The following is a 17,331-nucleotide window of genomic DNA, read 5'->3' as shown; positions in this document are numbered from 1 at the left end:
CGTAGTTATGGTGTGCCAGTGGGGTTAAAGAAAAAGGAGACCAAGATGAAACGAAAACTGCTAATACTGATGGGCGTGTTTGGAATGGCGGCTCTGTTATTTATGGGCTCTGGTTGCAAAAAAAACGAGATATCAAAACCATCGACAGAGGTGTTGAATTCGTTTGACACATCCTTGGTTGAAAAGACCAATGACTTTGGATTCAATCTCTATAAAAAGCTGGCAACGGAAAAGAAAAACAGCATGATCTCACCTGTTGGCATCTCCCTGGCCATGGAAATGGCCTATAATGGCGCAACCGGAGAAACCCGGGAGGCGATGGCAAAAGCCTTAAATATTCAGGGCATTGATGGTGACCGTCTAAACGAAAACAATCAGGCCCTGTTGTATTTTTTAACCTCGACAGACCCCAAGCTGACCTTAAATATTGCCAATTCGATCTGGATGAGGGAAGACTTTAAATTTTCAGAAGCGTTTGTCAAAACCGTGAAGCAAGATTATCAGGCGGATGCCCAAAAATTGGATTTTGCTGATCCCAAGTCGGCCGATGTCATTAACAAATGGGTTAAAGATGAAACTCAGGGCAATATTGATCAGATTGTTACCCCGCCCATTGACCCGGAAACGATCATGTTTTTGATAAATGCCGTCTATTTTAAAGGAGCCTGGAGCAGTCCTTTTGAAAAGGATCTTACCAGCGATCAGAGTTTTACTCTGGCTGATGGACAGAGCGTGACGGTGCCGACAATGTACCAGACCGGTTCCTTTGACTATTTAAAAACAGCCAGTTTTCAGGCCTTGCGGCTTCCCTATGGTGAAAATGAGCAGATGGCCATGGTGTTATTTTTACCCAACGAAGATTCCAGCCTGAGTGACTTCCAGCAGCAGCTCAATCAGGATAACTGGTCAAACTGGATGAGTCTTTTTTGAAAAAAAGAGGGCAGCCTGATGCTGCCGAGGTTTACTTTGGAATATGAAAATTCATTGAACCAGGCCTTAACGGATCTGGGGATGGGAGTTGCTTTCCAACCGGGAAAAGCGGATTTTTCGGGAATGGCAGCAACCGACACCGCAGCTGATATTTATATCAGCGATGTTAAGCACAAGACCTTTGTTCAGGTAGATGAGGCCGGTACCGAAGCCGCCGCCGTGACATCGGTGGAAATCAGCGTTACCAGCATGCCTGCCTATGATTTTGAACTTAAATTCGACCGACCATTTTTCTATGTCATTCAGGACAGCAAAACCGGAGCCATTGTTTTTATGGGAACGGTGTTTGACCCAAGTAAATAATAATTAATTCCGGTGTTATTATGACTGATAGCACCGGTTTTTTTTCTTTGGTTTTATTTAAGATTCCGGTCTGTTTTCAGCATTATTCCATAAAAACATTGTAATTTCGGGCATAAAAAAGTAAACTAAATGATATGAGTTTATTTTTTGTTTCAAGGAGATGTGATCGCAATCGGATCGGTCTTCGAGACAAAGCGACTTAAAATTACAGGCAAGAGAGAGGAAAAAATGGGGTTTGTAGAAATTTTAAAGGCAATCTTTCTGGGGATTGTGGAAGGTGTAACCGAGTGGCTGCCAATCAGCAGCACTGGGCATATGATATTAGTGGATGATTTTATAAAACTGAATATGTCCGACCCGTTCATTGAAATGTTTTTATACGTCGTTCAGTTGGGCGCCATTCTGGCAGTGGTTTATATCTATTGGCATAAACTGGTGCCGTTTTCATTTAAAGATAAAAAAATAATGATCCGTAAAAACACGGTCATCCTCTGGTCAAAAATTGCGGTGGCTTGTATTCCGGGAATCCTGGCCTATTTGCTGCTGGATAGTCTCTTCGATACCTATTTTATGAATTCAATCGTTGTGGCAGCGATGCTGATTCTCTATGGGATTCTTTTTATTGTGATTGAAAATTACAACAAAAAGCGTAAACCGGAGATTGTCAAGTTATCGGAACTCAGTTATAAACGGGCCCTGCAGATTGGTGCCTTTCAGGCTTTATCGATTGTACCGGGGACATCTCGATCCGGGGTAACCATTCTGGGGGGGATGATTTTGGGGACATCCCGAACGGTGGCTGCCGAATTTACCTTTTTTATGGCCGTTCCGGTCATGTTCGGGATCAGTTTATTAAAACTGATTAAATTTGGTTTTGCCTTTACCCTTTGGGAAGTGGTAATATTATTAGTAGGAATGATCTCGGCCTTTATTACTTCCATATTGGCCATTAAATTTCTGATGACCTATATTAAAAAGCATGATTTTAAAATTTTCGGCTGGTACCGCATTGTACTGGGTGTCATCGTGTTGTTCTATTTCTTTATCACCGGTAATTAGGATAATTTGAAATGGCATTTGATGTTGAAAGGAAGAAAAAATGATTAAGATTGATCAGGAAAAATGTATTGGTTGTGGCGCATGTGTTGAAGATTGCTTTACCCGGGATCTGGTGATTGAAGCGTACAAGGCCATAGTCCTTAACAAAACCTGTATTAAATGCGGCCATTGTATCGCCATCTGTCCGGTAAATGCCGTCAGCATCACCGACTACGATATGAACGAAGTGAAGGAATACGACGCTACAAGTTTTGATATTGAACCGGAAAAACTGCTGAATTTTATTAAATTCAGACGGTCGGTTCGACAGTTTACTGATCAGCCCATCGAAAAAGAAAAACTGGAGGCGATTATTGAGGCTGGCCGATTTACCCCAACTGGCGGAAACCGTCAGCCGGTGTCTTTTGTGGTGGTTCAGGATCAACTTTCAGAGTTGACCGGACTGGCCCTGGAAAGCCTTAACAATCTGGGAAAAGTGCTGCTGGCCGATAGGGAAAAGACCCCACCGCTGATTGCCTATTATGCGGAGCGGTGGCTGCAGATGTATGAAGGCTATCTGGCAAATCCGCAAAAAACCACCGATTTGTTTTTTAATGCCCAAGCCGTTGTGATTATCGTCTCGGAATCACCCATTGATGGTGGCCTGGCTGCATCGTCGATGGAACTGATGACCCATGCCCAAGGACTGGGAATGTTCTACAGTGGCTTTTTTGTCCGGGCTGCGGCCAACAGCGAAAAAATAAGACGTTTTCTGGGGCTTGAAGAGACCAACAAACAAGTGATTGCCTGTCAGGTGATGGGCTATCCCAAGGTCTCTTATCAGCGCACCGTGCCCCGAAAGAAGCCGGTAGTATCCTGGCGATAAGGCGATCAGCCGGAGTGAAACAGCGTTTAAAATGAGGTAAAAGATGGCCTATCTGGAATTTCGGAATATTTTCTTAAACTATGATCAGCGGACGATCTTTTCCGGTTTTAATCTGGAAATTGAGCGTCAGGAAAAGGTTCTGCTCTGTGCGCCGTCCGGCCGGGGCAAGACCAGTCTGGTTAAAATGCTGCTGGGTTTTGTGGTACCGGAAGCCGGGGAAATCCTGGTTGACGGGATGCGGCTGACCGGGAAAACGGTTAATGACATTCGCCGCAAAGTTGCTTATGTGAGTCAGGATGCTGATATTCCCAGGGGAATAGTCAGTGAAGTTTTCGCGAGCGTTTTTAATTTTCCGGTCAACCGTCATTTAAGTTATCAGGAAACGGTTTTACGGGACTGGCTTAAAACCATGTCCCTGCCGGAAGATACCCTCGAGAAAAACATCGATGCTCTTTCCGGCGGCGAACGGCAACGGCTGGCCCTGGTTCTGGGGATTCTGCTGGATCGGGAGATCTGGATTCTTGATGAAATTACCACCGGTCTGGATCAGGAGCTGAAGAAAAAAATGGTGGAGCTGCTTTTAAGCTACGACAAAACCATTTTAGTGGTCTCCCACGACGATATTTATAAAAATCAGAGACTCCGGGAGGTGAGCTGGTAATGGGCGTTCAGGAAATACCCTTTTATACCCCTTTTTATCTGCTGATTTTTGTGCTGCCGATGGCCATTATCAATTTTAAACTGGGAATCGGCCTTAATAAACGGACGATTTATGCCCTCTTCCGGATGACCATCCAGCTGGTGCTGGTGGGCTTTTTTCTGCAGTACATCTTCTTGTTCAACAACCTCTGGGTAAACTCGGCTTATGTTTTATTTATGATTGGGGCGGCCGGTTTATCCACCGTTAAAACCTGTGGATTAACCGTCAAAAAACAGTTATTACCGATTGTCATCGGCTTTGGTCTGCCCAACCTGGGGATGATTCTCTTTATCAATCAATTTGTCATCGGCCTGGACAACATCTTTGACGCCCAGTATTATATTCCCCTGATGGGAATGCTGCTGGGCAACAGCCTCAGCGGCAACATTATCGGCATCAATACTTTTTACAATGGCTTAAGGCAAAATGAACGACTCTATCAGTATCGGCTGGCTTTAGCCGCCAATCAGTGGGAAGCCACCCTGCCCTGGTATAAAGAAGCCGTCATTGCCTGTATGAACCCCATCATTGCTTCCACCGAAACTATTGGTCTGGTATCCCTGCCCGGCATGATGACGGGCCAGATTCTTGGCGGTTCGATGCCGATGACAGCCATTGTCTACCAGATTGTGATCATGGGTGCGATTCTGATTTCCCGTTATTTCGGCATTCATTTCTCGATTTTATTAACCCGGAAGCAGGCCTTTGATGACTATGATCGGTTAATCCGGTAGAATCGATGCAAAAAATTCCCATTAGTCAAATAATTAGTTCATTTATTTCGCCCTCGCAACGTGGTAAACTATAGAATATTGAATTCGTTTAAAAATGCGAGGTAGCAGATGTCCTATAAAGATTTAACACCCAGTACCGTCATTGAATACATCAAAGTAAATACGGATATTTTTCCAGCTGCGGCCAAACTTGAAGTTTATGAAGTTGGCGGCGGCGAAGACGACGGCGATGGTTTTGTCAATCACATCTATCGGGTATGGGATGAAAGCGGGCGATCGGTTATTCTTAAACAGGCCAAACCTTACCTGAAACTATTTGGCGAAGGGGCTCCGCTGACGGCCAAGCGCAACCAGCTGGAATCGGAAATGATCAAGTTAAGAACGGCTATCACTCCGGAATATCTGCCGGAAATGTATCACCTTGATCCAGACAATAATCTTTTTATTTATGAAGACTGCGGACGCCTGAAAATTATGCGTTTTGAATTGACCAAGGGGAAACGGTTTCCTAAATTCCCCCAACAGATGGGTGAATTTTTGGCCAAATCGAATTTTTATACCTCTGAGATCTATCTGGATCAGGTTGCCCACAAGGTACTGGCATGTAAATTTATGAACCCGGAAATGCGGGTGATTATGGAAACCATTTTGTTCCTGCGGGAATCTTTTATTGAGGGGGAAGTCGATTTACCGCCGGGAGATCCCAATCATCTGGTGATGAGTGATCTGCTCTGGGAAAAACGGGAATTGCGGGTTGAGCTCCTGAAGCTGCGGGGCATTTTCATGAAAAAGAGTGAGTGTCTGGTGCATGGCGATCTGCATACCTCCAACATTATGATTGACGAAAATGAAATGAAGATCATTGACATGGAATATCCCTTCATGGGGCCGTCCTCATCTGATAGCGGCTATCTGTTGGGGAACCTGATCTATGAATATATTGCCTGGTTCCACCATGATGAAGGAACCAAATCGTCTCGGAAAGCCTATCGTCAGGAAATACTGGGCTACATCCGCGATTTCATCAGCGAGTATCAGCGGGTTTACTGTGCAAGCTGGGATCAGGATGCTAAACCAATGTATCGTGAGTATACCGAATATCGCGATGAGCTGTTACGTACCTACATCAAAGAGGTCTGCGGTTTCGCTGGTTGCCAGATTATCAGTCGGGTCGGTAACATTGTGCCACTGCCGGATTTTGATGTGATTAAAAACCCGGTCAGCCGCAACTGTGCAAGACGTCTGTCGTTGCTGATTGCTGATGCGTTGGTTATGAAACGGGAAGAAATGGAATCGGTAGAAGACATCATTTCCTTAATCGAAACCATAACCTACCGCTATTTTGATGTGATGAAGGCGTTAAAGAACCGCAGTAAAAGCGGCCAGGCAAATTAGAAGGAATCATAAACTCAAGCGATTTTTGGCTTGAGTTTTTTGTTTGCTGAAATGTCGGCAGGGGAATGTTTATTTTTACGGAAATGTGGTAGAATAAGAATACGAAAATAGGTTGGAACGAACGGAAATCTTTTTTATAAAAAAGGAGGGCTAAAAGAAACAAGGGGTTATAAAAAGCCGGATGAGTAACTGAAAGCATGTCTGAAATCGGTTGCAAGTAAATTAGCCGGTCAAGCTGCAGTTAAGAATTTAGGATAACAGGCAGAAAGGGGATTCCAGCTATTCGCGTAAAATTATCATTCAGGAGGAAAAAGTCATGAAAAAAAATAAATTAACACTTTATCTTGTGGCCATAACGATTATGATGGTTTCGGTTCTTTTGATGGGGGCCAGCTGCAGCGCAACATCAGCCAACGTCAGCAATGCAGTGATGACAACCGGGGTAGATGACAGTTCATTGCCGATTGATGAAGTCACTTCATTTCCAGTCAATACCGACGTTTATGTAGCAGCGGAACTCCACAACGCCCCGGATGATACCGATATTACCTTTATCTGGTATCTGGAAGATCAGGTAGTCGATTCTGTGACCATCAATAACGGTGATGTCAGTGATGCACCGCTGTGGGGCATTCTGCCAGCTGAGCTGGTTACCACACCAGGCAACTATGCCGTTGAAATTTATATTGATGACCGGGAAGATCCCGATACGGTTACTGAATTTACGGTTAAGTAAAAAAATAAAAGCGCAGGTCGCCTGCGCTTTTATAATGCCCTTAAAAGGCTGCGTTAGATAATTCAAACGGCGTTTCCTGATAAACATAATAATTCAGCCAGTTGCTAAACAGCAGGTTGGCATGGCCCCGCCAGCGCACCACCGGTGGCTGAGTCGGGTCGTCATTGGGGTAGTAGTTGATGGGAATATTGATTGGTTTACCCTGGGAAACATCACGGTCATATTCACCCTTTAGGGTTAGGGGGTCGTATTCGCTGTGGCCGGTGACAAAAATCTGGCGACCGTTTTGGGCCATGACAATATAGACCCCGGATTCAGGGGATGCCGCCATGATTTCCAGATCGGGATGGGCCTCAAGTAGTTCCCGGCGGATTCCGGTGTGTCGGGAATGGGGCACATAGAAGGTATCGTCAAAGCCCCGAAAGAGTTTGACATAGGCCTGTTCCAGGTGGTGTTCAAAAACACCAAAGGCTTTTTCGGGCAACAAATACTTCTCAATTCCATAATGATAATAGAGTCCGGCCTGGGCACCCCAACAGATATGCAGGGTGGAAAAGACATTGGTTTTGCTCCAGTCCATAATCTCGGTGAGCTCGTCCCAGTAGTCTACCGCTTCAAATTCCAGGGTTTCAATCGGGGCGCCGGTAATAATCAGGCCATCAAACCGTTGCGCTTTGATATCTTCAAAATAACAATAGAAAGAGCCTAGATGTTCGGACGGGGTGTTTTTACTTTCATAGGTTTTTGTTTGCAGTAGGGTTACCTCAATTTGCAGCGGTGTATTTCCTAAAAGCCGCAACAGCTGGGTTTCAGTGGTGATTTTAGTCGGCATCAGATTGAGAATGGCAATTTTTAAGGGCCGGATATCCTGATGACTGGCCCGGTCAGCATCCATCACAAAGATGTTTTCATTGGTCAGAATCTGACTGGCGGGCAGATTAGTGGGTATTTTTATCGGCATTGGTTCACCTCCGGGTGATTGATTAAAAACTAAAGCGCCTGAGAAAAGGCCTGATCGAGATCAGCCAGAATGTCGTCACTGTGTTCCAGTCCAATCGACAATCGGATCATATCTTCAGTAACACCGGCAGCAATCAGGTCATCACCAGACAATTGCTGATGCGTGGTGGTGGCGGGATGAATCACCAGCGATTTGGCATCGGCAACGTTGGCCAGATGGGTAAACAGGGTCAGGCTGTCAATAAATTTACGGGCGGCGGCGATGCCGCCTTTGATGCCAAAGGTGAAGATCGAACCAGGGCCTTTTTTAAAGTATTCGTCAGAAAGAGACTTATATGGATTATCAGAAAGTGACGGATAGTTAACCCAGGAAACCTGAGGGTGGTTGGTCAAGTAAGAGACCACTTTCTGAGTGTTTTCAAGATGCCGATCCAGGCGCAACGACAGGGTTTCCAGACCCTGTAACAGTAGAAAGGCATTAAAGGGACTGATGCAGGCACCGGTATCCCGGAGCAACTGAACCCGGGCTTTGACAATAAAGGCTGCGGCACCAATGTCGGTGGCGTAGGTAATGCCGTGATAGCTGGCATCGGGGTGGTAAACAGCGGGAAGCGGTACGCTGCCAGCCCAGTCAAAGCTGCCGCCGTCAACGATGATGCCGCCGATGGTGGTGCCGTGTCCGCCGATAAATTTGGTAGCCGAATAAACTACGATGTCGGCACCAAAATTCAGTGGCCTAAATAAGTAGGGGGTGGCAAAGGTGTTGTCAACAATCAGTGGCAACCCGTTATCGTGGGCGATTTGGGCCACGGCTTTGACATCAACAATATTAATAGCCGGATTCCCCAGTGATTCGATATAGATGGCCTTAGTATTTTCATTGATGGCAGTGCGGAAATTCTCAGGGTCATCCGGGTTAACAAAGGTCGTTGTAATGCCGAGCCGGGGCAGGGTGGCGCTTAAGAGATTGTAGGTACCACCATAAAGGGTGGATGCGGCCACCAGTTCATCTCCGCTACCGGCGATATTGAGAATGGTGGCAGTAATGGCTGCCGAGCCGGAAGCAAAGGCCAGGGCACCGACGCCGCCTTCTAAAAGCGCCATCCGTTCTTCTAGAACACTGGTGGTGGGATTCATAATCCGGGTATAAATATTGCCCGGTTCTTCCAGGCCAAATAGCCTTTGGGCGTGTTCGCTGTTGTCAAAAACATAAGAGGTGGTCTGATAAATGGGAACCGCCACCGCATGGGTGGTGGGATCAGGGCTTTGACCGCCATGGAGTTGGAGCGTTTCAAATTTTCGGGTATCCTTCATAATCGTATCTCCTTATATCATTATTAATAAATTACATATCATTCCAGTAGGAATTATAAGCAATATAACATAAATAACCAGATCTTGTCAATATGTAAAGCAAAGAATGAAAAATTAACACGTTTTTAATCACTATTTATTTGACATTGATAAAAATTAGGTCTATAATAAACCAAAATACACGTTACAGGTCAACAAGGTTGTGGAAAAGTTCATTTTCTTTGTTGTAAGGTGTCCTGAGAGGAATATCATGGCAGAGTTAAGAAGAAACTTAAATGAATATTATTACGTTAACACCCAAAGCTATTGGTTTTTTAGCTTTGGTTATTTTGCGTACAATCAATTAAGTTCCTTTGAGAATCCCAACCCATGAGAAATTTTTAGCGATACCGGTGTATTGAATAAAAGTTGATTTTTAGGAGGCTTCTTAGGAAGTCTCCTTTTTTTTCGCAAGTCAAAGGCCAAAGATCATGCTGGCAATTTGGATGCTGACTGCGAATCACCAGAAATCAGTAAGGCGCTTTCTGGTGGTCTTCGGTGCACAGAAGATAAAAATGGGGCCGAGTGATCAGTTCGTAAATTAATGGAGGAAGAAAATGATAATAGTTGTTAAACCCAACACCAAAGAAGAAGATATTCAGAGGTTAATCAAGATGATTGAAACACAGGGATTAAACATTCATTACTCAAAAGGTGTGGATCACACCATTCTAGGAATAGTAGGGGATACAACCTTGGCAGATGTGGAAAAAATCCGTTCAAACCGTATTGTAGAAAATGTACTTAGAGTTCAGGAACCCTATAAAAAAGCCAATCGTCTCTTTCATCCCGATGATACCATCATTAACGTCAAGGGCCGAAAAATCGGTGAAGGGACAATCAGTGTGATGGCTGGCCCCTGTTCGGTGGAGAGCGAAGAACAGGTTGTAGCGATTGCCAGAAGTGTCAAAGCTTCCGGAGCAACCTTTTTGCGGGGCGGAGCTTTCAAGCCACGAACCTCACCCTATGCGTTTCAGGGCTTGGGATATGAAGGATTGGAGTTACTTAAGATCGCCAGAAAAGAAACCGGATTGCCAATTGTTAGCGAACTGATGTCGCTGGAGCATTTGCAAGCTTTTGAAGATGTCGATATTATTCAGGTAGGTGCCAGAAACATGCAGAATTTTGATTTGCTCCGGGAATTGGGAAAAATTGACAAGCCGATCTTACTTAAACGGGGGATGTCATCGACGATGCAGGAATTCCTGATGTCGGCTGAATACATCATGAAGGAGGGCAATGATAAGGTAATTCTCTGCGAACGGGGCATTCGCACCTTTGAAACCGCCACCCGAAATACCCTGGACATCAGCTGTATTCCGGTGCTCAAGCAAAAGAGTCACTTACCGATTATTATTGACCCCAGTCATGCCACCGGGCTGTCCTGGACGGTTGAAGCATTGACCAAGGCCGCCATCGCTGCCGGTGCCGATGGGGTGATGATTGAGGTTCATAACAATCCGGAAGAAGCCCTGTGTGACGGCGAACAGTCGATTACCCCGGAACAATTCCATAAAATTATGATCACGGTCAAAAAATACGCCGAATTTGAGAACAAGGTGATGTAATGAAAAAACGTGAAGATTCCATCGTTGGCTTTATCGGCCTGGGTCTGATGGGTGGGGCTTTGGCCATGGGACTCAGGAAGCAGGGGCCCCGAGAAATCTGGGCTCATGATTTAAACCCGTCGGTGATTAAAAAGGCCTTGGATCAGGGCGTGATTGATCAAGGGGTCTGGGACTCAGCGGGGCTTCAAAAAATGCTGCCCCAATGCGATCTGGTGTTTATCTGCCTGACCCCAATGGACACCCTGGCTTTTTTAGCCCTGTACATGGAAGACTTCAAGCCGGGGGCGATTGTCACGGATATTATCGGGGTCAAAGAAGTGGTCTTTAAAAACCTCGGCAATCTATTGCGCAAAGATATCGATTATATTCCCGGACACCCGATGGCGGGCAGTGAAAAAGAAGGCTTCGGCGGGGCCGATGATCGGATCTTTAAGAACCGGAATTATATTTTGACCCCCTTACCCTCCAATCAGCCGGAGAATATTGGGTTGATCCGGGACATTGTTACGGATCTGGGTTTTAATCATATTGTTGAAACCACCACCGAAATTCACGACCAGAAAATAGCCTTCACCTCCCAGCTTTGCCATGTGATTGCGGCGGCCCTGGTTGATTGTGATGATGATCTGTCGATTACTGATTTTGAGGGCGGCAGCTTTGGTGATCTGACCCGGATTGCCATGATCAATGCCCCCATGTGGACGGAATTGTTTATGTGCAACCGTAAAAATTTGCTTGATCAGATTGAGAAATTTGAGACCAGCCTGGCTGCCATGAAAGACATGATCCGTTTGGATGAAAAGGAAGAATTGATTGATCGACTTCAATCAGTACGGGAAAAACGCATTGCCATGGGGGAGATTCGGGCGGCGAAAAGCTTAAAAAATCTGTGAGTTTGCTTAAGAGATGCGCTGTGAAAACTATTACATCAGCCTGAAAATGATTACGCTATTGACTTAATTAAATATGGGAGTATACTCTAGGTAAAGAAACATTTGAAATCATAATTTTTAGTGGGAACAAAACGAAGAGGGTAAAAGTTAAATAAATAATTGGAGCAAAAAGATCATGAAATTATGTCATCTGCCATCCCTTGGTATGAGAAACATAAAAACGGTGCTGGCAGTATTCATCTGTGTGGTGGTATTTGCAATAATGGGACCGGAGTTTAATCCACTGTTTGCTGCAATTGCAGCGGTGCTTACCATGGGGCCGAGCATTGAAAATTCCATCGAAACTGGTTGGAATCGGATATTGGGAACCATCTTTGGTGGAGCAGCGGGACTGCTGGGCATTTTTGCCGCTAACTTAATTCCTTATGAATTTGCCTATGTGGCTATTATTCCGCTGGGTATTATGTTACTGATCTATCTATGTAATAATTTTCATAAAGCAGGTGCCATTGTTATTACCTGTGTGATGTTTCTCAGTGTCATGACCACCTATCCCCAGGACGCTGGCAGCTACATGCTGGCAATGTTAAGGCTGCTGGAAACAGCATTTGGGATCATTGTGGCGTTTTTAATCAATCGTTTTATCAAGGTTCCGGAATGCGACGAAAAGTCAGCTGATGAGGGATCAGAAACAGAAAAAGAGCTGGTCACCGAGGCAGAAAAACCGGGTAATGACCATCAGAAGTTTAAAGTATCAAGTTTTTTGTATATGCTATTCAAACCATAGGTTTTACGTTTATTCTGGATTTTTGTGACGTCTGGACAAACTAAAATATAATTACCCCTCCCCTTAAAAAAGAGACCACCCGAATACCAGGTGGTCTTTTTTTAGTAAAAAAAATTATTTAAGATGACCGATTACCGTCAGTTTTGCGTTGAAGACCGCCGCCAGTTCGGGTAAGGCAAAAGGTTTGATACTGGCAATTACGGTGGTGGCCGGACCGGCAGAATCCACTACATTCAGATTATTGGGCATCGCTTCAAATTGGTACTGATGAATGGCGGCAAGATTGGTGGCTTCGTATAAAATTCCCTTGGAGCCGCAGGGGACAATCTCATTAACAGCGGGATTTTCGGTTAAGGTTTTAAGATCCTGATAATCGGCGATTTCCGGATCACCTTCGAGAACAAGAGCGGCCCCGAATTTGGGTTTGCCAATGCAGATCACTAAATCCCCGGGTGCAGAGGGGGTGATTCGTAATCGCTTGGCGATGCCCACAACAAAAATGCCAAAGCCGGTCATACAGGTTTTGAAATTTTCTTCAGTTGAACCGTTAATGGGTAGTTCCCCGATGCCAGCCCGCGCCAGTTCTTCCTTAATTCCCTGGATCAGGGCAGCGCCAGTGGGCTCCATTTCACCGACGATGGTGTTGGAAAGACTGATAATCTCGGTGCCGCAGGATAGCAGCTCAAAAAGACAGACCCGGGCGGCAAAAATCGAAATATATTTTGTAGGAACACACAATTCGTCCCCGGGCTTCTCTCCGACACCACCACTGCTGTCACAGGCCGTGACCAGGAGGGTATCGGGAAGCTCAAGGACCGACAGGTCACGATATTGATAAGTTTTCATCAGATCCTCCTTTGGGGGATTGGTTTGCTAATAGTGAAAGTGTCCTGGGCTTGGTGAGTCATTTGGTAATAGCGGCAGTAGGGTAAACACTAGCCAGTTAAACCTGGGTTGAGGTTACCGAAGCGACCTGATTTTTAACTGACAGTGGTAAGGCTTTAAAGATCAGAGCGGCAATCAGAGCGTTGATGCCGCCGACCAGCGCCAGGGGAAACATCATTGCGATAACTCCAGGCCAGGTTAACATTGGAATCAGTAGCGGCGAACACAGTAACAAAAGGATCGGGCCGTTACAGACGGCGGCAACGATAACGCTGACAATCAGAGCGACAATTTCGCTACTGGCCTTTTTAACAAAAACATAAGTATACCAAGTGGCTACCATGATTAACCCCATTCCCAGGCCAATGGCCAGGTGAACCGGTAGGGTCATCGGGAATCCCGAGGTAAGGGCGGTTAAAAGATGACCAATAATCGCAATAATTGCGCCCGCCACAGGGCCCATCAGCAGGGTGCCTAAAAAAGCCGGTAGTGAATCAAAGGCAATGGTGCCAAAAACTTTTAACTGGGCGCCTACAAAAGAAAGGGCAATTAAAAGTGCCATAAAAACTAATTGTCGGGTGTTGATTTTCATAACGAACTCCTTGATTTTTATTATAAAGCATTTGATGGCCAAAGAAAAGACGAACCGATTCCGGTGCCAAACAAAAAAGCCCACATCCAATACAGATGTGAACTTTACCGTCGTCCAAATGGAATCATTTTTGGCAGGTCTCCTGAGTCCGTTTCATCGCATCTTGTCCCTTCCCGTGAGGTGGTGATGACAAGTGCTCCAACGATACAGTGGTGGGTCCCTACAGGATTTTAACCTGTTTCCCTATTCTCCTTTTACAAGGCACCAAAAAAGCTTTATTTACATGGAAGCATAATAGCATATCCGGGATTGGCTTGTCAAATTAAAATTGACCGGGACTAATAATCAGTACAAGCAAAAAAGCAAAGCGGGAATTAAGAATTTCGGGATTGGGGGTAAATTCTGGTGTAAATCAAACCCGAAAAAACCGGACCAACCGAAAATTATCGCCAAATATTCCAGCTATAATTCATTGTCTAAAACCCTTGGAGTATGATACAATACAGCTCAAAATGATTAATACTATGAGGTATAAAAATTGATTCTAATGATCGACAACTATGATTCTTTCACCTATAATTTAGTCCAGTATCTGGAGGGACTCAATGAAACGGTGATCGTAAAAAGAAATGATAAAATCACTCTCGACGAGATTGCTGCGATGGCACCGTCGATGATTGTTTTATCGCCGGGGCCATGTACCCCCAACGAATCCGGCATCTGTCTGGATGTGGTTCACCGTTTTAAGGGACAAATCCCGATTCTGGGAATTTGTCTGGGACATCAGATCATTGGTCAGGCCTTTGGCTGTACGATTACCAAAGCGCTGGAGCCAGTGCATGGCAAGGTTCATGCCATTGCCCATGACAATGTCGGAGTCTTTGACGGTCTTAATAATCCCCTGAAGGTGACGCGCTACCATTCTCTGGTGGTGGAAAACCGGGATATTCCCGATTTTTTTGAGATTACCGCCAGAACCGATCAAAATGAGATTATGGGGATGCGCCATAAGGATTATCATATCGAAGGGGTGCAGTTTCATCCTGAAGCGATTCTCACCGAAATGGGCATGGAATTACTGGATAACTTTTTTCAAGCGACAAAAGAAAATGGTGTGCGATGCTAATACAAGAAATAAAAACCGACCTAACAAGTTTTGAAAGCTATCTTTTATTTAAGGATGAGCCCTACAGTTTCTTCCTCGACAGCGGGAGAGACCCGGACAGCTTGGGACGTTATTCATTTATCGGCGGGGATCCGCTGCTGGTCTTTACCAGCAAGGATAATGACATCACCATTAAAACCAAGACGGAGACGAAAACGGTTACTGGCGATCCTTTTGATGAACTGCAAAAACTATTAAAACAGTATAAAATGGATTATTCATCGCCGTTTCCGTTTATTGGCGGGGCGGTCGGTTATTTTGGCTATGATCTTTGTCATCATCTGGAAGCCTTCCCCCGGACGGCAGTGGATGATGTTAATGTCCCGGATTGTTTTATGGGCTTTTACGATGGCATTGTGATTATCGATCATAAAGAAGAAAAAACCTATGCGGCGGCTCTGGGGATTGAAGAAAACGAAGCCGATATTGTCAGCCGCTTAGCCGCTCGATTTGCCGGTGATCCCAAGGTCGCCATTCGTTCGGACTTTAAAATCAATGAAAATCTGGAATTCCGGGGTAATTTTACCAAACCGGAATATCTAAAAGCCCTGGATGCGGTGCATGAATATATTTTAGCTGGAGATATTTACCAGACCAATCTGACTCAGCGCTTTAATGCTGATTTACAGTTAAGCCCATTGGAATTATACAGTGAACTTAGAAAAATCAACCCGGCTCCCTTTGCCAGCTATATTGATTTTGGGGTCGGTCAGATTGTCTCCAGTTCGCCGGAGCGTTTTATTCTGGTTCAGGGAAAAAACATTGAAACCCGACCGATCAAGGGCACCATGCCCCGGGGCAAAACTCCGGCAGAAGATGCGGCCAATCGTGAGACCCTGGTCAACAGTGAAAAGGACAAAGCCGAGCTATTGATGATTGTCGATCTGGAACGGAATGATCTCGGTAAAATTGCCAAAACCGGCACCGTCAAGGTACCGGAATTGTTTAAGCTGGAAGAATATCAGACCGTTTTTCACCTGGTCTCCACAGTGACGGCCGAACTGAAGGACGAATTGGATGCCATTGACTGTGTTAAGGCGACCTTCCCTGGCGGTTCAATTACCGGGGCACCAAAGATTCGGGCGATGGAGATTATTGATGAACTGGAGCCGACCCAGCGAAACATTTATACCGGTTCGATTGGCTATATTGGTTTTAACGGTGATCTGGATCTGAACATCGTCATCCGCACGATTGTCTGCAAGGATGGCAAAGGCTATTTTCAGGTTGGCGGCGGGATCGTCTGGGATTCCGACAACGAGTCCGAGTATCAGGAAACCTTTGATAAGGGGCGAGCCCTGATGGATGCATTGAAACGGTATTAAAATGGACTACGTCAGTTATAACGGGGAAATTTTAAAAAAACCGCAGATGCCGCTGGATCAGGGCTTTCTTTATGGCTATGGGGTGTTCGAAACCATCAACGTGGCCCAGGGCAAGCTGGTTTTCTTTGAGGATCACATGGAACGGTTCAAACAGAGTGCCCTGGTGTTGGGCCTGAAGTTGACCATTCATCCTGATCAGATCCGAAGCGAGTGTCAGCAGATTATTGACAAAAATGCGATGATTCGGGGTGGCCTAAGGGTTACTCTCAGTAAGGGACTAACCGCTGATAACCTGCTGATCACGGCCCGGGAAAACCATTATGACCGTCGGATGTTTGAGCAGGGTGTGAAAATTTGCACCGCTGATACGATCCGCAATGAAAAATCCCGGTTAGTGAGTATTAAGTCCAACAATTATCTGGAGAACCTGCTGATATTAAATGAAGCCAAAGCCCTAGGCTTTAGCGAAGCGGTTTTTTATAACACCCAGGGCCATCTGGCTGAGGGGTGTATGACCAATATCTTTTTAATCAAAAACGGCCAAGTCGGCACCCCGGCAAGGGATTGCGGGCTGCTGGCCGGGATTGTCCGCAACCGGGTAATTGACTTGCTAAAAACCAATCAGATCCCAATCGCAGAGGGGTACTACAGCAGTGATTGCTTGCTGGCAGCGGATGAAGTTTTTATCACCAATTCGCTGATGGAAATCATGCCGGTGAAGCAGCTCGATAAACGATGTTACGGGGTTGGCCCAGAAACCCTGACGGCCCGGATCGATGGGTTATTTCAACAAGCCTGGGGGCAGCGTTAAGAGGTGGCATAGTTTGAATTATTAATCAACAAAATTAAGCACCAGCCTTGCTATGGAGAGAAAAATTCGTGGCAGGGCTTTTTGTTGATGATAAAAAGCGTAATAATTTGTGACCGCTTTTGTCGATTGGACGCAAACTGTGTTAAAATACCTTTAATAAGCGAAGTAAATAGCAAAACCAAGGCAATGGTTGTTTTGGCATTGGAAAAT

16 protein-coding genes, 1 pseudogene and 1 riboswitch are annotated in these 17,331 nt (G+C 45.4%); of the genes and pseudogenes, 13 read left to right on the top strand and 4 right to left on the bottom strand.

Translation table 11 applies throughout. The annotated features are described in order from the left end of the window. The first annotated feature begins 45 nt into the window (after positions 1 to 45). From CHL1_RS16020 to CHL1_RS15990, 7 genes and pseudogenes are all read left to right on the top strand, one after another. A pseudogene (locus CHL1_RS16020) lies at positions 46 to 1,293 on the top strand (serpin family protein). A gap of 228 nt (positions 1,294 to 1,521) precedes the next feature. Then, positions 1,522 to 2,352 carry an undecaprenyl-diphosphate phosphatase gene (locus tag CHL1_RS16015; RefSeq protein WP_070370975.1) on the top strand — a complete coding sequence of 277 codons (831 nt, stop codon included), beginning with the start codon at positions 1,522 to 1,524 and terminating at the stop codon, positions 2,350 to 2,352. A gap of 40 nt (positions 2,353 to 2,392) precedes the next feature. Beyond that, positions 2,393 to 3,217, top strand: coding sequence for a nitroreductase family protein (locus CHL1_RS16010; protein ID WP_250934006.1), 825 nt, complete (start codon positions 2,393 to 2,395; stop codon positions 3,215 to 3,217). Between the two features lie 43 nt (positions 3,218 to 3,260). Then, positions 3,261 to 3,878 (top strand): ABC transporter ATP-binding protein, encoded by a 618-nt coding sequence (locus CHL1_RS16005; RefSeq protein WP_250934005.1) that lies wholly within the window; start codon positions 3,261 to 3,263, stop codon positions 3,876 to 3,878. Continuing rightward, positions 3,878 to 4,651 carry an ABC transporter permease gene (locus CHL1_RS16000; protein ID WP_070370978.1) on the top strand — a complete coding sequence of 258 codons (774 nt, stop codon included), beginning with the start codon at positions 3,878 to 3,880 and terminating at the stop codon, positions 4,649 to 4,651. Before CHL1_RS16005 ends, CHL1_RS16000 begins: the two co-directional genes overlap by 1 nt. A 108-nt stretch (positions 4,652 to 4,759) precedes the next feature. Beyond that, entirely contained in the window at positions 4,760 to 6,046 is a 1,287-nt protein-coding gene (gene mtnK / locus CHL1_RS15995; protein WP_250934004.1) for an S-methyl-5-thioribose kinase, read from the top strand. 316 nt (positions 6,047 to 6,362) lie between these two features. Then, positions 6,363 to 6,782, top strand: a complete 420-nt coding sequence (locus CHL1_RS15990; protein ID WP_070370980.1) for a hypothetical protein — start codon at positions 6,363 to 6,365, stop codon at positions 6,780 to 6,782. A gap of 40 nt (positions 6,783 to 6,822) precedes the next feature. Here CHL1_RS15990 and metA read toward each other — a convergent pair whose 3' ends face one another. Together metA and CHL1_RS15980 are read right to left on the bottom strand one after the other, a co-directional pair. Next, positions 6,823 to 7,743: a homoserine O-acetyltransferase MetA gene (gene metA, locus CHL1_RS15985; RefSeq protein WP_250934003.1), complete on the bottom strand. Its 921-nt coding sequence runs from the start codon at positions 7,741 to 7,743 to the stop codon at positions 6,823 to 6,825. A gap of 29 nt (positions 7,744 to 7,772) precedes the next feature. Next, positions 7,773 to 9,056, bottom strand: a complete 1,284-nt coding sequence (locus CHL1_RS15980; protein ID WP_250934002.1) for an O-acetylhomoserine aminocarboxypropyltransferase/cysteine synthase family protein — start codon at positions 9,054 to 9,056, stop codon at positions 7,773 to 7,775. 596 nt (positions 9,057 to 9,652) lie between these two features. On the opposite strand from CHL1_RS15980, the gene aroF reads away from it, so the two are divergent. From aroF to CHL1_RS15965, 3 genes are all read left to right on the top strand, one after another. Beyond that, positions 9,653 to 10,663 carry a 3-deoxy-7-phosphoheptulonate synthase gene (aroF, locus tag CHL1_RS15975; RefSeq protein WP_070370983.1) on the top strand — a complete coding sequence of 337 codons (1,011 nt, stop codon included), beginning with the start codon at positions 9,653 to 9,655 and terminating at the stop codon, positions 10,661 to 10,663. After that, positions 10,663 to 11,556, top strand: a complete 894-nt coding sequence (locus tag CHL1_RS15970; protein ID WP_250934001.1) for a prephenate dehydrogenase — start codon at positions 10,663 to 10,665, stop codon at positions 11,554 to 11,556. The genes aroF and CHL1_RS15970 overlap by 1 nt, the downstream gene beginning before the upstream one ends. A 175-nt stretch (positions 11,557 to 11,731) precedes the next feature. Further along, entirely contained in the window at positions 11,732 to 12,343 is a 612-nt protein-coding gene (locus tag CHL1_RS15965) for an FUSC family protein (RefSeq protein WP_070370985.1), read from the top strand. A gap of 114 nt (positions 12,344 to 12,457) precedes the next feature. Here the strand turns inward: CHL1_RS15965 and CHL1_RS15960 are convergent, their stop codons facing one another. Further along, the gene (locus tag CHL1_RS15960; RefSeq protein ID WP_070370986.1) at positions 12,458 to 13,189 is read right to left on the bottom strand and encodes a hypothetical protein; all 732 of its coding nucleotides are present in this window, start codon (positions 13,187 to 13,189) and stop codon (positions 12,458 to 12,460) included. Between the two features lie 97 nt (positions 13,190 to 13,286). Further along, complete coding sequence (locus CHL1_RS15955; protein ID WP_084633582.1) at positions 13,287 to 13,820, bottom strand: ECF transporter S component; 534 nt, start codon at positions 13,818 to 13,820, stop codon at positions 13,287 to 13,289. Positions 13,821 to 13,935: 115 nt separating this feature from the next. Further along, a riboswitch (cobalamin riboswitch) is annotated at positions 13,936 to 14,104 on the bottom strand. 254 nt (positions 14,105 to 14,358) lie between these two features. Between CHL1_RS15955 and CHL1_RS15950 the strand changes: the two genes are divergently transcribed. The 3 genes from CHL1_RS15950 to CHL1_RS15940 are packed head-to-tail and all read left to right on the top strand — an operon-like array spanning position 14,359 to position 17,121. Then, positions 14,359 to 14,946: an anthranilate synthase component II gene (locus CHL1_RS15950; RefSeq protein WP_070370987.1), complete on the top strand. Its 588-nt coding sequence runs from the start codon at positions 14,359 to 14,361 to the stop codon at positions 14,944 to 14,946. Beyond that, positions 14,940 to 16,310 (top strand): aminodeoxychorismate synthase component I, encoded by a 1,371-nt coding sequence (gene pabB, locus CHL1_RS15945; RefSeq protein WP_250934000.1) that lies wholly within the window; start codon positions 14,940 to 14,942, stop codon positions 16,308 to 16,310. The genes CHL1_RS15950 and pabB overlap by 7 nt, the downstream gene beginning before the upstream one ends. A gap of 1 nt (position 16,311) precedes the next feature. Further along, entirely contained in the window at positions 16,312 to 17,121 is an 810-nt protein-coding gene (locus tag CHL1_RS15940) for an aminotransferase class IV (protein ID WP_250933999.1), read from the top strand. Positions 17,122 to 17,331 lie beyond the last annotated feature (210 nt).

Origin of the sequence: Acetobacterium wieringae (assembly GCF_023700225.1) — a bacterium.
In the GTDB taxonomy this organism is placed as follows: Bacteria; Bacillota; Clostridia; order Eubacteriales; family Eubacteriaceae; genus Acetobacterium; species Acetobacterium wieringae.
The sequence above is the reverse complement of the archived record's forward strand: the minus strand, read 5'-3'. Positions and strand labels throughout refer to the sequence as shown.

What these genes read in the sequence shown, in the direction of transcription:
- metA (WP_250934003.1), bottom strand. Translation starts at nt 7,743, where the DNA reads ATGCCGATAAAAATACCCACTAATCTGCCCGCCAGTCAGATTCTGACC.
- mtnK (WP_250934004.1), top strand. Translation starts at nt 4,760, where the DNA reads ATGTCCTATAAAGATTTAACACCCAGTACCGTCATTGAATACATCAAA.
- CHL1_RS15940 (WP_250933999.1), top strand. Translation starts at nt 16,312, where the DNA reads ATGGACTACGTCAGTTATAACGGGGAAATTTTAAAAAAACCGCAGATG.
- CHL1_RS16005 (WP_250934005.1), top strand. Translation starts at nt 3,261, where the DNA reads ATGGCCTATCTGGAATTTCGGAATATTTTCTTAAACTATGATCAGCGG.
- CHL1_RS16000 (WP_070370978.1), top strand. Translation starts at nt 3,878, where the DNA reads ATGGGCGTTCAGGAAATACCCTTTTATACCCCTTTTTATCTGCTGATT.
- CHL1_RS15965 (WP_070370985.1), top strand. Translation starts at nt 11,732, where the DNA reads ATGAAATTATGTCATCTGCCATCCCTTGGTATGAGAAACATAAAAACG.
- CHL1_RS16015 (WP_070370975.1), top strand. Translation starts at nt 1,522, where the DNA reads ATGGGGTTTGTAGAAATTTTAAAGGCAATCTTTCTGGGGATTGTGGAA.
- CHL1_RS16010 (WP_250934006.1), top strand. Translation starts at nt 2,393, where the DNA reads ATGATTAAGATTGATCAGGAAAAATGTATTGGTTGTGGCGCATGTGTT.
- CHL1_RS15970 (WP_250934001.1), top strand. Translation starts at nt 10,663, where the DNA reads ATGAAAAAACGTGAAGATTCCATCGTTGGCTTTATCGGCCTGGGTCTG.
- CHL1_RS15990 (WP_070370980.1), top strand. Translation starts at nt 6,363, where the DNA reads ATGAAAAAAAATAAATTAACACTTTATCTTGTGGCCATAACGATTATG.
- CHL1_RS15955 (WP_084633582.1), bottom strand. Translation starts at nt 13,820, where the DNA reads ATGAAAATCAACACCCGACAATTAGTTTTTATGGCACTTTTAATTGCC.
- CHL1_RS15980 (WP_250934002.1), bottom strand. Translation starts at nt 9,056, where the DNA reads ATGAAGGATACCCGAAAATTTGAAACGCTCCAACTCCATGGCGGTCAA.
- pabB (WP_250934000.1), top strand. Translation starts at nt 14,940, where the DNA reads ATGCTAATACAAGAAATAAAAACCGACCTAACAAGTTTTGAAAGCTAT.
- CHL1_RS15960 (WP_070370986.1), bottom strand. Translation starts at nt 13,189, where the DNA reads ATGAAAACTTATCAATATCGTGACCTGTCGGTCCTTGAGCTTCCCGAT.
- aroF (WP_070370983.1), top strand. Translation starts at nt 9,653, where the DNA reads ATGATAATAGTTGTTAAACCCAACACCAAAGAAGAAGATATTCAGAGG.